General features: G+C 65.2%; 10 protein-coding genes. 1 reads left to right on the top strand and 9 read right to left on the bottom strand.

What is annotated here, in order from left to right:
* Nucleotides 1-85 precede the first annotated feature (85 nt).
* On the top strand, nucleotides 86-871 hold the full coding sequence (locus tag ACODS1_RS11640) for an aldolase (protein ID WP_489085767.1): 786 nt from the start codon (nucleotides 86-88) through the stop codon (nucleotides 869-871).
* 142 nt (nucleotides 872-1,013) lie between these two features.
* Here the strand turns inward: ACODS1_RS11640 and urtE are convergent, their stop codons facing one another.
* From urtE to ACODS1_RS11685, 9 genes are all read right to left on the bottom strand, one after another.
* Complete coding sequence (gene urtE, locus ACODS1_RS11645) at nucleotides 1,014-1,712, bottom strand: urea ABC transporter ATP-binding subunit UrtE (RefSeq protein WP_489085768.1); 699 nt, start codon at nucleotides 1,710-1,712, stop codon at nucleotides 1,014-1,016.
* A gap of 104 nt (nucleotides 1,713-1,816) precedes the next feature.
* Nucleotides 1,817-2,653: an urea ABC transporter ATP-binding protein UrtD gene (gene urtD, locus ACODS1_RS11650; protein ID WP_489085769.1), complete on the bottom strand. Its 837-nt coding sequence runs from the start codon at nucleotides 2,651-2,653 to the stop codon at nucleotides 1,817-1,819.
* Nucleotides 2,650-3,738, bottom strand: a complete 1,089-nt coding sequence (gene urtC / locus ACODS1_RS11655; protein WP_489085770.1) for an urea ABC transporter permease subunit UrtC — start codon at nucleotides 3,736-3,738, stop codon at nucleotides 2,650-2,652. The genes urtD and urtC overlap by 4 nt, the downstream gene beginning before the upstream one ends.
* Nucleotides 3,739-3,849: 111 nt before the next feature.
* Nucleotides 3,850-5,424 (bottom strand): urea ABC transporter permease subunit UrtB, encoded by a 1,575-nt coding sequence (gene urtB, locus ACODS1_RS11660; protein WP_489085771.1) that lies wholly within the window; start codon nucleotides 5,422-5,424, stop codon nucleotides 3,850-3,852.
* 207 nt (nucleotides 5,425-5,631) lie between these two features.
* Nucleotides 5,632-6,897 (bottom strand): urea ABC transporter substrate-binding protein, encoded by a 1,266-nt coding sequence (gene urtA / locus ACODS1_RS11665; RefSeq protein WP_322979695.1) that lies wholly within the window; start codon nucleotides 6,895-6,897, stop codon nucleotides 5,632-5,634.
* Nucleotides 6,898-6,961: 64 nt separating this feature from the next.
* Complete coding sequence (locus ACODS1_RS11670) at nucleotides 6,962-7,669, bottom strand: GntR family transcriptional regulator (RefSeq protein ID WP_322979694.1); 708 nt, start codon at nucleotides 7,667-7,669, stop codon at nucleotides 6,962-6,964.
* Nucleotides 7,670-7,677: 8 nt separating this feature from the next.
* A complete protein-coding gene (atzF, locus tag ACODS1_RS11675) occupies nucleotides 7,678-9,477 on the bottom strand; it encodes an allophanate hydrolase (protein WP_489085772.1) in 1,800 nt (599 codons plus the stop codon).
* A 201-nt stretch (nucleotides 9,478-9,678) separates the two neighbouring features.
* Nucleotides 9,679-10,272 carry a MarC family protein gene (locus tag ACODS1_RS11680; RefSeq protein ID WP_322979692.1) on the bottom strand — a complete coding sequence of 198 codons (594 nt, stop codon included), beginning with the start codon at nucleotides 10,270-10,272 and terminating at the stop codon, nucleotides 9,679-9,681.
* Nucleotides 10,273-10,374: 102 nt separating this feature from the next.
* Nucleotides 10,375-13,155: a hybrid sensor histidine kinase/response regulator gene (locus tag ACODS1_RS11685; protein WP_489085773.1), complete on the bottom strand. Its 2,781-nt coding sequence runs from the start codon at nucleotides 13,153-13,155 to the stop codon at nucleotides 10,375-10,377.
* Between the last annotated feature and the right edge of the window lie 107 nt (nucleotides 13,156-13,262).

The raw sequence follows: 13,262 nt of genomic DNA on the forward strand, positions 1-13,262 counted from the left end.
GTCTGGCTCGGCGACGCCGGGCAACTGTCCCTAGGCGTGTTCAGCCTGCCGGTTAGGCTGGGGCATCCCTTTCAGGAGTGAAGTCATGGCCCATGCATTCGAAATCAACAGCGCCCCGCCGGCGTCTACTGAGGGCCTGACCAGCCCCGCGATCGCCCAGGCGCGTATCGACCTGGCCGCCTGCTTTCGCATGGCCGCCCGGCTCGGCATGGGCGAGGGCATCTGCAATCATTTTTCCGTGGTGGTGCCGGGGCGGCCCGAGCTGTTCCTGGTCAACCCCTATGGCCTGGCCTTCGCCGAGGTTACGGCCTCGTCGCTGCTGATCTGCGACTTCGACGGACGCGTGGTGCTGGGCGAGGGCCGCCCGGAGGCCACGGCGTTCTTTATCCACGCCCAGTTGCATCGCCTTAATCCGCGCGCCACCGCGGCGTTCCACACCCACATGCCCAACGCCACGGCGCTGTGCATGCTGGAGGGCGAGCCCTTCGTCTGGGCCGGGCAGACGGCATTGAAATTCTATGAGCGCCTGGCGGTGGATGAGGATTATCAGGGGCTGGCGCTGAATGATGCCGAGGGCGAGCGCATTGCCCGTGCGGCGGGTGATGCCGATGTGCTGATGCTGAAGAACCACGGCCCGTTGGTGCTGGGGCCGAGCATTGCCGAAGCCTGGGACGACCTCTACTACCTGGAGCGAGCCGCCGAGGTGCAGCTCAAGGCCATGGCCAGCGGCCGGCCGCTAAAAGCGGTGGCGCCGGCGATTGCCAGTGCGGCGTGCCGGCAGATGTTGCAGGGCAACGCCGAAAGCGCGCACCTGCACCTTGAGAGCGTGAAGCGCCAGTTGTTGCGCGAAGGCTCGGATTTCGCCGAGTAGCTGGTTGGTGGGCGGGTGAAGCGTCGCCCACCCTACCAATCGCTCGCCTGCCGTAGGGTGGGCCGGGCGGCGCTCCGCTTCAGCCCACCAATTGAAGCTTCCTGGAGGTATCTGGCGGGTTGCACCCGCCCTACATTCCTTGTCAGATCGCCACCAGGCCGCGTACGCCTTCGGCTTCCATGTTCTCACCACGGCCCTGCTGGACGATCTCGCCACGGCTCATCACCAGGTACTGGTCAGCCAGTTCGGCGGCGAAGTCGTAGAACTGCTCGACCAGCAGGATGGCCATGTCGCCACGGGCGGCGAGCTTCTTGATCACTGCGCCGATCTCCTTGATCACCGAGGGTTGGATGCCTTCGGTGGGCTCGTCGAGGATCAGCAGGCGCGGCTGGCTGGCCAGCGCGCGACCGATGGCCAACTGTTGCTGCTGGCCGCCGGACAGGTCGCCGCCACGGCGATGTTTCATCTCGCGCAGCACCGGGAACAGTTCGTAGATGAACTCGGGCACGGCCTTGGCTTGGCTGCCGGGAAAGCGTGACAAGCCCATCAGCAGGTTCTCTTCCACGGTGAGGCGGCCGAAGATCTCGCGGCCCTGTGGCACGTAGGCGATGCCGGCGTGCACGCGCTGGTGCGGTTTGAAGGCGGTGATGGCCTTGCCTTCCCATTGCACGCTGCCGTCCTTGGCCGGGATCAGGCCCATCAGGCATTTGAGTAGGGTGGTCTTGCCCACGCCGTTGCGGCCGAGCAGGCAGGTGACTTCGCCGACCTTCACGTCGAACGACAGGCCACGGAGGATGTGGCTGCCGCCGTAATACTGATGGAGTTGTTGGACTTGCAGCATGGGAATGTCCTTAACCGTTGTTCGGTGCGCACGGCGCACCCTACGGAGCGCCAGCCTTCTCCCCTCTCCCGCTTGCGGGAGAGGGGCTGGGGGAGAGGGGCTTTTCAGCGCCCCAAATAAACCTCGATCACCCGCTCGTCGTTCTGCACCTGCTCCAGCGAGCCTTCGGCCAGCACGCTGCCCTGGTGCAACACGGTGACATGGTCGGCGATGGAACCGACGAAGCCCATGTCGTGCTCCACCACCATCAGCGAGTGCTTGCGTGCCAGTGACTTGAACAGCTCGGCGGTGAACTCGGTTTCGGCGTCGGTCATGCCCGCCACCGGTTCGTCGAGCAGCAGCAGGTGCGGCTCCTGCATCAGCAGCATGCCGATCTCCAGGAACTGCTTCTGGCCATGGGAGAGCAAGCCAGCCGGGCGGTTGCGTGAGTTGTCCAGGCGGATGGTATTCAGCACTTCGTCGATGCGGTCGCGTTGCTCGCCGCTGAGTCTGGCGCGCAGGCTGGCCCACACGGACTTGTCGGTTTTCTGCGCCAGCTCCAGGTTCTCGAACACCGAGAGCGCTTCGAACACCGTGGGCTTCTGGAACTTGCGGCCGATGCCGGCCTGGGCGATTTCCACCTCGCTCATGCGGGTCAGGTCGAACTGCTCGCCGAAATAGGCCACGCCGTTGTCGGGGCGGGTCTTGCCGGTGATCACGTCCATCATGGTGGTCTTGCCGGCGCCGTTGGGGCCGATGATGCAACGCAGTTCGCCGACGCCGATGTACAGCGTCAGGTTGGTCAGCGCCTTGAAGCCATCGAAGCTGACGTTGATGTCTTCCAGGGTGAGGATGGTGCCGTGGCGCACGTTGACGCCCTTGCCCAGCACCGGGCGGGTGTCCAGTGCGGCGGGATCGAGCGCGGCTTCGAGCATGATTTCAGGTACCGGTGTGGCTCTCATTGATCCTTCTCCTTGCGCAGCAAGCCCACCACGCCACGCGGCAGATACAGGGTGACGACGATGAACAGGGCACCGAGCGCGAACAGCCAGTATTCGGGGAAGGCCACGGTGAACCAGCTCTTCATGCCATTGACGATGCCGGCGCCGAGCAACGGGCCGATCAATGTGCCGCGACCGCCCAAGGCGACCCACACGGCAGCTTCGATGGACTGGGTTGGCGCCATCTCGCTGGGGTTGATGATGCCCACCAGCGGCACGTACAGCGCACCGGCCAGGCCGCACAGCACCGCGCTCAAGACCCAGATGAACAGCTTGTAACCGCGCGGATCGTAGCCGCAGAACATCACCCGGTTCTCGGCGTCACGCAGGGCGGTGAGCACCCGACCGAACTTGCTGCGCGCCAGGCGAAAGCCCAGGTACAGGCTGCCCACCAGCAGCGCCACGGTGGCCATGAACAACACCGCGCGGGTGCCCTGCGCGGTGATATCGAAGCCGAGGATGCGGGTGAAGCCGGTGAAACCGTTGTTGCCGCCGAAGCCGGTTTCATTGCGGAAGAACAGCAGCATACCGGCGAAGGTCAGCGCCTGGGTCATGATCGAGAAGTACACGCCCTTGATCCGCGAACGGAAGGCGAAGAAGCCGAATACCAGCGCCAGCAGGCCGGGCGCCAGCACCACCAGGCACATGGCCCAGAGGAAGCTGGAGGTGCCGTACCAGTACCAGGGCAGCTCATTCCAGGCCAGAAAGCTCATGAAGGCCGGCAGGCCGTCACCGGCGCTCTGGCGCATCAGGTACATGCCCATGGCGTAGCCGCCGAGGGCGAAGAACAGGCCGTGGCCCAGCGACAGCATGCCGGCGTAGCCCCAGACCAGATCCAGCGCCAGGGCGACGATGGCGTAGCAGAGGATCTTGCCCACCAGCGTCAAGCTGTAGGCCGAGACGTGCAGGGCATGTTCGGCGGGCAGCAGGTGCAGCAGCGGCATGGCGACGAGGATCGCCAGCACCAGCAGGCCGATGCCCAGTGAGACCTGTGGGCCAAGCTTGGCGCTGGCGCGGGCCAGCAGCGTTTGATTTATCGCATTCATCAGTCGATCACTCGTCTGTTATTTCCGTAGGGCGGGTGCAACCCGCCGCACAGCGATGGCGTTCGGTAGAGGTGGCGGGTTTCACCCGCCCTACGGTCGAGGGCGCGCTCATCAATCGATTACCCGGCCTTTCAGGGCAAACAGGCCTTGCGGGCGTTTCTGGATGAACAGAATGATCAGCGCGAGGATGAGGATCTTGCCGAGCACGGCGCCGATCTGCGGTTCGAGGAACTTGTTCACCACCCCAAGACCGAAGGCAGCCAGCACGCTGCCGGCCAACTGGCCAACGCCACCGAGCACCACCACCAGGAAGGAGTCGATGATGTAGCTCTGGCCGAGATCCGGGCCGACGTTGCCGATCTGGCTTAGGGCCACGCCGCCGAGGCCGGCGATACCTGAGCCGAGGCCGAAGGCGAGCATGTCCACGCGGCCGGTGGGCACGCCGCAGCAGGCGGCCATGTTGCGGTTCTGCGTCACGGCACGCACGTTCAGGCCCAGGCGCGTCTTATTCAGCAGCAGCCAGGTCAGCACCACCACGAACAGGGCGAAGCCGATGATGACGATACGGTTGTAGGGCAGTACCAGGTTGGGCAGCACTTGCATGCCGCCGGAGAGCCAGGCCGGGTTGGCCACTTCGACGTTCTGCGCACCGAAGGTGACGCGTACCAGTTGAATCAGGATCAGGCTGATGCCCCAGGTAGCCAGCAGGGTTTCCAGCGGGCGGCCGTAGAGATGGCGAATCACCGTACGCTCCAGCGCCATGCCGATGCAGGCGGTAACGACGAAGGCAATCGGCAGCGCGGCCAGCGGATAGAGCTCGAGATAGCCAGGGGCGAGCTTCTGGAAACTCAGCTGCACCACGTAGGTGGTGTAGGCGCCGAGCATCAGCATTTCGCCATGGGCCATGTTGATCACCCCGAGCAGGCCGAAGGTGATGGCCAGGCCGAGGGCGGCGAGCAGCAGTATGGAGCCCAGCGACAGGCCGCTGAAGGCCTGGCCAAGCACCTCGCCGATCATCAACTTGTTGTTGATCCGCGCCAGGCTCTGGCGTGCGGCGCTGAGCACCTCGGCGTCGCTTTCCTGGCCACCGTCGATCAGCGCCTGCAGGCGGGTGCGTGCCAGCGGCTCGCCGGTTTCGCCCAGGCGCTGCACGGCGGCCAGGCGCACGGCAGGATCTTCGGCCACCAGTTGCAGGTTGGCCAGGGCCAGGGTGATGGCGTCTTTTACCGCGTCATCGGCTTCGATGCTCAGACGGCTTTCCAGCAAGGGCAGCAGGGCCGCCGGGGTGTTGCGTTGCAGTTGCCGGGCGCCTTCCAGACGCAGGGCGGCATCGTCGCCGAGCAATTGATGGCTGGCCAGCGCGGTGGCGGTGAGGCCGCGCAAACGGTTGTTCAGGCGCACCTTGCGCGGTGTGCCGTTGGCAGCGGCCTCGCCTTCGACGACCAGCCAGGTGGCGTCGTTCTGTTCGATAAAGGCGCGCTTGTCGGCATCGCTACCGACACGGCCTTGCTGCAGGGCCTGCAGCAGCGGCATGCGTTCGGCCTTGGGCGCGGCGGCCCAGCTTTGCAGCAGCTTGGCCTGCTTGCCGGCGTTGGCGGCGACGAAGTCGTCGGCCTCGCCCGCGTTCGCTGCCAATGGCAGGCAGAGCAGCAGGCTCAGCAAAATTCGGGTAAGGGCAGTGTGCATCAGGTGTGTCCTTGGCGTAGCCCGGATGCAATCCGGGACGGCTCTTCCCGGATTGCATCCGGGCTACTTTTTGCCCTCTCCCTAGTCCTCTCCCCCTCTTCATAAAAAAGGGGGGAGAGGGGCTGGTACGGTGCAGTGCATCGCTCCGTGCCGCTTGTCTCCCCTCTCCCGCTTGCGGGAGAGGGGCTGGGGGAGAGGGGCTTTGCCTCAGTTCGACTTGACCGGGTGATCCGGCTTCTTGTCGTTGCCTTCGATGTACGGGCTCCACGGCTGGGCGCGGATCGGGCTCTCGGTCTGCCAGACCACGGAGAACTGACCGTCATCCTGGATTTCGCCGATCATCACCGGCTTGTGCAGGTGGTGGTTGGTCTTGTCCATGGTCAGGGTGAAGCCGCTCGGTGCGGCGAAGGTTTGCCCGGCCATGGCCTCACGCACCTTGTCGACGTCGGTGGTGCCGGCCTTCTCGACGGCCTGGGCCCACATGTGGATGCCCACGTAGGTGGCTTCCATCGGGTCGTTGGTCACCACGGTGTCGGCATTCGGCAGCTTCTTGGCCTTGGCGTAGGCCTTCCAGTCGGCGACGAACTTCTCGTTGACCGGGTTCTCCACGGACTGGAAGTAGTTCCAGGCCGCCAGGTGGCCGACCAGCGGCTTGGTGTCGATGCCGCGCAGTTCTTCCTCGCCCACGGAGAAGGCCACCACCGGCACTTCGGTGGCTTCCAGGCCCTGGTTGGCCAGTTCCTTGTAGAACGGCACGTTGGAGTCGCCGTTGACGGTGGAGACCACGGCGGTCTTGCCGCCGGCGGCGAACTTCTTGATGTTGGCGACGATGGTTTGATAGTCGCTGTGGCCGAAGGGGGTGTAGATCTCTTCGATGTCCTTGTCGGCGATGCCCTTGCTGTGCAGGAAGGCGCGCAGGATCTTGTTGGTGGTGCGCGGGTAGACGTAGTCGGTGCCGAGCAGGAAGAAGCGCTTGGCCGCACCGCCGTCTTCGCTGAGCAGGTATTCCACCGCCGGAATGGCCTGCTGGTTCGGCGCGGCGCCGGTGTAGAAGACGTTCGGCGACATCTCTTCGCCTTCGTACTGCACCGGGTAGAACAGCAGACCGTTGAGCTCTTCATAGACCGGCAGCACGGATTTGCGCGACACGCTGGTCCAGCAGCCGAAGGTCACCGCCACCTTGTCCTGGGTCAGCAGCTGACGGCCCTTCTCGGCGAACAGCGGCCAGTTGGAGGCGGGGTCGACCACCACCGGCTCCAGCTTCTTGCCGAGCACGCCGCCCTTGGCGTTGATCTCGTCGATGGTCATCAGCGCCATGTCTTTGAGCGAGGTTTCCGAGATGGCCATGGTGCCGGACAGCGAGTGCAGAATGCCGACCTTGATGGTCTCGGCGGCCTGGATGGTCCAGGACAGGCCCATCGCGGCGATGGATGCGGAAAGGGTGAAGGCCTTGATCAGGCTGCGACGTTGCATGGTGCGATCTCCATTCACGAATGTGAGTAAGTGGACAGCGTTGTTATGGGGCATGCAGTGAAGGTCATGGCTCGGTTGCCGGCGCCACACGCTGGCGGGCGCCGTACAGCCTGTGCAGGGTGATGCTGTGCACCTGCGCCTGGCTGACCTCTATGTGGCTCTTGAGCAATTGCTGTGCCTCTTCTGAGCGACGGGTCAGGATTGCCTGCAGAATCTGCCCGTGCTCGGCGTAGGTGAGGTCGATGCGCGGCGCCTGGGTGAAGTCCAGGCGCCTTAGAATGCGGATCTTCTCGCTGACCTCACGGTGTACGCGGGCCATCTCCTGATTGCCGGCGGCGTCCAGCAGTTGGCAATGAAAGGCTTCGTCGAGCTGGGCCACGGCAGCGCCATCCTGCAAACGCTGCTCTTCCTGCACCAGCCAGGTGCGTGCGAGCGCTTGCAGTGCATCGGGGTGTTCGTCGATGGGGCGCTGGCAGATGCGCCGCACGGCTTCGAGTTCGAGGACGATGCGCAGCTCGTAGAGTTCGTCGAACTGGGCGAAGTCCAGCGCCCGCACCTGCCAGCCGCTGCGAAAGTGCACCTGCAGATAACCCTCGCGCTGCAGGCGATGCAGCGCCTGGCGCACCGGCGTGCGGCTGGCGGCCATGCGCGCGGCGACTTCGCCCTCGGAGAAGCGGTCGCCGGGCATCAGGCGGAACTCGAAGATGTCGTCCTTGAGCCGAGCATAGATGCGCTCGGCCAGGCTCTGCGGGCGTTCGGCGGTACTCGACATGAGCGGCCTCAGGCCTTGGTGCTGGCGATGAAGGCGCGCCAGCCACCGAAGCTGGTGATGTCGCGTGCGCCATGCAGCGCATAGGGCTCGCAGATGAAGCCCTTGACCCAGCGGCCGTCGGCCAGCTCCAGGTTGCCGATGCCCAGTGGTGGCGGGATCTCCGCGACGAACTCGCCGAAGCGCGCCTGCGGCACGTCCCACAGTTCGACGATGATCTCGGCGCCGTCCTCGGCGACCCGTGCCAGGCCCGGCTTGGGCGGTACGGTGCCGGGCAGGGCATACAGGCGGTAATGCGCGGCGCTGGTGGTCTGCTCCACCAGCACGGCATCGCGCGTACTGAGCTGGAAGTTCAGCGGCATGCCGGTCAGGTGCGCGCCGACCACGGCGACGCGGATGCTGCCCGGTGCCGGTTTGCTGCTCTGTTCTTGAGCTGGAAGCGGCTTGCCGGTGGCGCCCAGCGGCAGGGCCAGGGCTTGCTGCCAGCGTTGGCCGAAGGCGGCCAGCGCCTGGTCATGCCAGGCCGGGGCGATCAGGGTGATGCCGGCCGGCAGGCCGTCCTCGCGAAAACCCGCCGGCACGGCCAGGGCCGACAGATCGGCGAGGTTGGTGAAGTTGGTGTAGGTGCCGAACTGGCTGTTGTAGCGCACCGGCTCGACGTCCATTTCGGCCAGGGTGCGGATGGTCGGCGACGTTGGCACCACCAGCGCATCGAAGCCGGCCAGGACATCATTGAGGGTACGGCTCAGCTCGGCGCGAATGTATTCGGCCTTGTAGGCGTCGCAGGCGCTGTACTGGTGGCCGCTGGCGACGATGCTGCGTACCACTGGGTTGATGTGTTCTGGATCGACGCCTTCCACTGCGACCGTTCGTTCGGCGACCCAGGAGCCGTAGTAGAGCTGCTCGGCCAGTTGCTGGAAGGGGGCGAAATCGATCTCCACCAGCTCGGCGCCCAGTTCGCGCAGTTTGCCTAGCGCGGCCTCGTAGACGGCCTGGTTCTGGCTGTCGCCGAAAAACTCGGGGTTGGCCGGCACGGCCAGACGCGGCTGGGCCGGCATGCCGACCTTGGCGCTGTACGGGTTCTGCCGGCTGTAGGCATCGGCGGCGTCATAGCCGCCAGCGATAGTGGCTACGGCCAGCGCATCGCTGACGGTCAGGGCGAATACCGAAATGCAGTCGACGGTGCGGCAGGCCGGCACCAGGCCGGTGTTGGGCAGCCAGCCCTTGGTTGGCTTCAGTCCGACGATATTGTTGAAGCTGGCCGGTACGCGACCCGAACCGGCGGTGTCGGTGCCCAGGGCGAAGGGCACCAGGCCACGGGCGACCACGCTGGCCGAGCCGGAGCTGGAGCCGCCGCTGACGTAGGCCGGGTCGAAGCTGTTGCTGACCGCGCCATAAGGCGAGCGCGTGCCGACCAGGCCGGTGGCGAACTGGTCGAGGTTGGTCTTGCCGATCAGGATCGCCCCGGCGGCACGCAGGCGCGCGACCACGGTGGCGTCAGCCTCCGCGTGGTAGGCGAACTCGGGGCAGGCGGCGGTGGTCGGCCAGCCGGCGGCGTCGATATTGTCCTTGATGGCGAAGGGCACGCCGTACAGCGGCAGTTGGCTGCTATCGCCATTGGCGGCTTGTAGTGCAGCGGCCAATTCGGCGAACTGGGCAGCGAGCTGCGTTTCGCTGGCCAGGGCGATCCAGGCGTTATCGGCGGCGTCGAGTTCGGCACGCAGGGCGCCAATCAGCTCGGCCGGGGATTGGCCCTCGCAGTAGGACTGTTGCCATTGGGCGAGGGTGAAGGCATGAGGTGCAGTGAGCATGTGCTGAGATCCCATCTTGTATCCAAGTTGGGATCAGCAGAGCAATGACGGTGCCAGGTCGGCGCAAGCCATTATTGTCAGGGGTTGCAGCGAGGCGACAGGGGCTCTGGCGAGCGCTGGCGCACCGAGCTGGGGCTCACCTGCAAGCCAATGGTGCAACGCCACGCACCCGGCGAGCGAGTGCGGTATGAACCTGCCGCCTCAGGGCACCAGGTAGTTCTTCACCCCGGTGAAGATGATCTGCGCGGCCAGGGCGCAGACGAACAGCCCCATCAGGCGGCTGACGATTTGCAGGCCCTGATCACCGAGCAGGCGTTCGAACTGGTTGGACAGGTACAGCACCACACCGACGGTGAGGCTGGCGAGGAAGATCGCCGCCACGGCCACCAGCTTGTCGTCCCAGTTCGGATGACCGGCGCCCATCAGCAGCAGCGCACCGATGGTGCCGGGGCCGACGGTGATGGGAATGGTCAGCGGCACGATGGTCACGTCCTGCTGCACGTTGTCGCTTTGCACCGCCGACTTGCCCTGGGCCATGCCGAGGGCGGAGATGAACAGCACGCTGCCGGCGCCGATGCGGAAGGCGTCGATGGTGATGCCGAACAGGGTGAAGATGTATTTGCCGAACAGGTACAGCAGCACGCTCGCCACCAGCACCCCGGCGGCCACCTTCCATGCCAGGCGCTTGCGCTCCTTGAGCGTGTAGCCGCGGCTCAGGCCGATGAAGCAGGACAGGACGAAAAAGGGGCTGTAGAGCACCAGCAGTTTCAGGTAGAGCGTGAACAGTTCGGACATCGAGGGCTCGTGTGCAGGGAGCGGTGAGAGTGATGCAACGCAGTAGGGCGGGTGCAACCCGCCATCGATAATCAGGCGGCGGGGTTCATCCGCCCTAAGACACTACGACGGCTCGCGCTGGCGCTGCAATTCGCGTTCGGCGATCCAGTGTTCGAGCAGCTCGCGCAGTTGCGACAGCTCCACCGGTTTGGACATGTGACCATCCATGCCCACGGCGCGCGCGCGCTCCTTGTGTTCGTCGAGGATATGCGCAGTCAGTGCCACCACCGGGGTGCGCGGCCGACGCTCGGCGCTTTCCCAGGCGCGTAGTTGCTCGGTGGCGGAGAAACCGTCGAGCACCGGCATTTCACAGTCCATCAGCACCAGGTCGTAGTGCTGGGCTTTCATCGCACTGAGCGCTTCCTCGCCGTTGCTGGCGGTGTCCGGCTTGAGGTTGAGCTTGCCGAGCATGCCGCGGATGACCTTGGTGGAGATGGTGTTGTCCTCGGCCACCAGAATGCGGAAGTCCGTCGGCACGTTGAGCGGTGTGCTCACCGGTGTCGGTGCGGCCTGGGCCGGGGTGTCGTTGGGGCGTTGCGCCAGTTCGTCGGCCAGGGTGGTCTTGAGCGTGTAGCCGGCCACCGGCTTGGCCAGGATGCGCTTGATCCCGGCGTTGCGCGCGATCACCTTGCTTGGCGCGTTGCTGATGCCGGTGAGCATGATGACCAGGATGTCGTGGTTGAGGCTCGGGTCTTCCTTGATTCGCGCGGCCAGTTGCATGCCGGTCATGCCGGGCATGTCCTGGTCGAGCAGCACCGCATCGAAGTATTCACGCATGTGCGCCTTGGTGCGCAGCAGGGCCAGGGCTTCCTTGCCGGACGGCACGGCGCTGACCTGCAGGCCCCAGGCGTTGCACTGCTGCACCAGCACCTTGCGGCAGGTGTCGTTGTCGTCCACCACCAGCAGGCGAGCGCCCTGCAGCGGGCTGTCGAGGTCGGTTTCCGGTTGTTCCAGGCGCGCGGCATCGAGCGGCAATGCCAGCCACAGCGTGGTGCCCTGGTTGCCACTGCCCTGAATGCCGAACTCGCCGCCCATCAGGCGCACCAACTGGCGCGCGATGATCAGGCCGAGGCGGCCGCCCAGGCGGGTGGCCGAGAGGAAGTCGCGGCTCTGCAGTTCGGCGTTGAGCAGGGCGTCGCGTTCTTCGGCCAGCAGGGGGCGGCCACTGTCCTGCACGGCGATGCGCAGGCGATGCTGGCCGTTGCTGCTGTCCAGCGCGGCGACCAGCAGGATCTCGCCTTCGTCGGTCTGCTTGAAGGCGTTGTCCAGCAGGCTCAGCAGGGCCTGGCGCAGGCGCGTCGGATCACCACTGATCACCCGTGGCACCTGTGGCTGGATGAAGCTGATCAGCTCGACCTTCTGTTGCTCGGCCTTGGCGCGGAAGATGTCGAGGCAATCCTCGATCAGCGCGTTGAGGTCGAACTGCACGTCGTCCAGCTCAATCTGCCCGGACTCCAGCTTGGAGATGTCGAGAATCTCGTTGATCAGGGTGAGCAGCTCATTACCCGAGCTGTGGATGGTCTGCACGTAGTCGCGCTGCTTGGCCGACAGCGGCGTGCCCAGCAGCAGCTCGGTCATGCCCAGTACGCCGTTCATCGGCGTGCGGATCTCGTGGCTGATCTTGGCCAGGAACTCGGCCTTGGCGCGCAGCTCGGCGCTGCTGGCAGCCAGCGCGGTGCGGCTGTCGAGGGTGTCGTAGTTGATCTGGCGCTGACGCTCGGTCAGCGACACGCTGAGGATCAGGCCGGCCAGGGTAGCGACGCTGAATACGCCAAGCACCAACCAGCCGGGGTTGAGCTGATCGAGGCCGAACAGCACCGGCACGAACAGGCCGAAGCCCATGTTGAACACCAGCGTACCGACCATCACCAGGCGCATCGGCTGGTAGCCGGCGCGCCAGTGCAGCGTGCTGACCAGCAACAGGTTGATGGTGCTCAGCGCCACCAGCGCATAGACCAGCGAGCTGAACCAGAGCAGCCCGGTGAGGGCGATGACCAACCCATAGATCAAAATCAGCAGGGCGTTGACTTGCAGCAGACGATTGAGCGAGCTGCGCTGTACCTGTGACCCGCGGACGAAGGCCAGGCCGAAGGCCTGCACGCTGAAGGCGGCGGCGAGGGCCGAGAGATCGGCGATCAGTGACTGGTTGTAGCCCAGTTGCGGCAGCCACTGGGCGAATACGCCGAGGTTGGCTGCCGAGCAGATGCTCAGGTTGAAGTTGACGCTGGCCAGCCACAGGCCACTGGCGCTGCGGCTGTAGAAGAAGCGCACCAGGTTGTACAGGGTCAGCAGCAGCAGCGCGCCGAACAGCACGCCGTAGAGATAGGCGGGTTTCTCCAGCCCCACCAGTTCGGCCTGATCCATGATCTTGAACCAGGTCATCAGCGGGTGGTTGGAGGTCAGGCGTACGTAGGCGATGCGCGTCTGCTGATCATTGGGCAGGGGCATCAGGTAGAAGCGCGAGGGCAGCGGACGCGAGTCCAGCGGCATGGCTTCGCCGGTGTGCAGGCTCTGCTCCAGTTGGCCGTCGCGCAGCAGGTAGTAGTCGAGGTACTGCACCCGTGGCGAAAAGATCCACAGCCAGGTCGGTTCGCTCTGCGGCGGTAGCTCAACGCGCAGCCAGACGGCGTGCTCACTGGGGGGGAAGGTGAAGGACTGTTTGGCGAGGGGTTTGAATTGCTGGCGCTGGGCGCGAACCTCTTCCAGGCTCAGGCGTGCACTCTCATCGACCAGGTAGGACCAATTCTGTCCACCTGCTGGCGTGCCTACCGCCTTGGCCGCGAGAGGCAGGGCGAGCAGCAGCAAGCTGACGAGGAGTCCTATGGCAGTCCTGAGCCGGTACACGGGCAATTCCCTTCTAAACGAGTGGCCGGATTATAGCCAAGCATCTGCCAGGGGGAATACGACGCAGGCAGGCATTTGTAGACCTGCCGTCGGCCTGCGTCGCATCT

The sequence above is a fragment of the Pseudomonas sp. FG29 genome, from assembly GCF_057809355.1.

Excerpts from the sequence above, each read along its gene's own strand:
- atzF (WP_489085772.1), bottom strand. The coding sequence starts at position 9,477 with ATGCTCACTGCACCTCATGCCTTCACCCTCGCCCAATGGCAACAGTCC.
- ACODS1_RS11640 (WP_489085767.1), top strand. The coding sequence starts at position 86 with ATGGCCCATGCATTCGAAATCAACAGCGCCCCGCCGGCGTCTACTGAG.
- urtC (WP_489085770.1), bottom strand. The coding sequence starts at position 3,738 with ATGAATGCGATAAATCAAACGCTGCTGGCCCGCGCCAGCGCCAAGCTT.
- ACODS1_RS11670 (WP_322979694.1), bottom strand. The coding sequence starts at position 7,669 with ATGTCGAGTACCGCCGAACGCCCGCAGAGCCTGGCCGAGCGCATCTAT.
- urtE (WP_489085768.1), bottom strand. The coding sequence starts at position 1,712 with ATGCTGCAAGTCCAACAACTCCATCAGTATTACGGCGGCAGCCACATC.
- ACODS1_RS11680 (WP_322979692.1), bottom strand. The coding sequence starts at position 10,272 with ATGTCCGAACTGTTCACGCTCTACCTGAAACTGCTGGTGCTCTACAGC.
- urtB (WP_489085771.1), bottom strand. The coding sequence starts at position 5,424 with ATGCACACTGCCCTTACCCGAATTTTGCTGAGCCTGCTGCTCTGCCTG.
- urtA (WP_322979695.1), bottom strand. The coding sequence starts at position 6,897 with ATGCAACGTCGCAGCCTGATCAAGGCCTTCACCCTTTCCGCATCCATC.
- urtD (WP_489085769.1), bottom strand. The coding sequence starts at position 2,653 with ATGAGAGCCACACCGGTACCTGAAATCATGCTCGAAGCCGCGCTCGAT.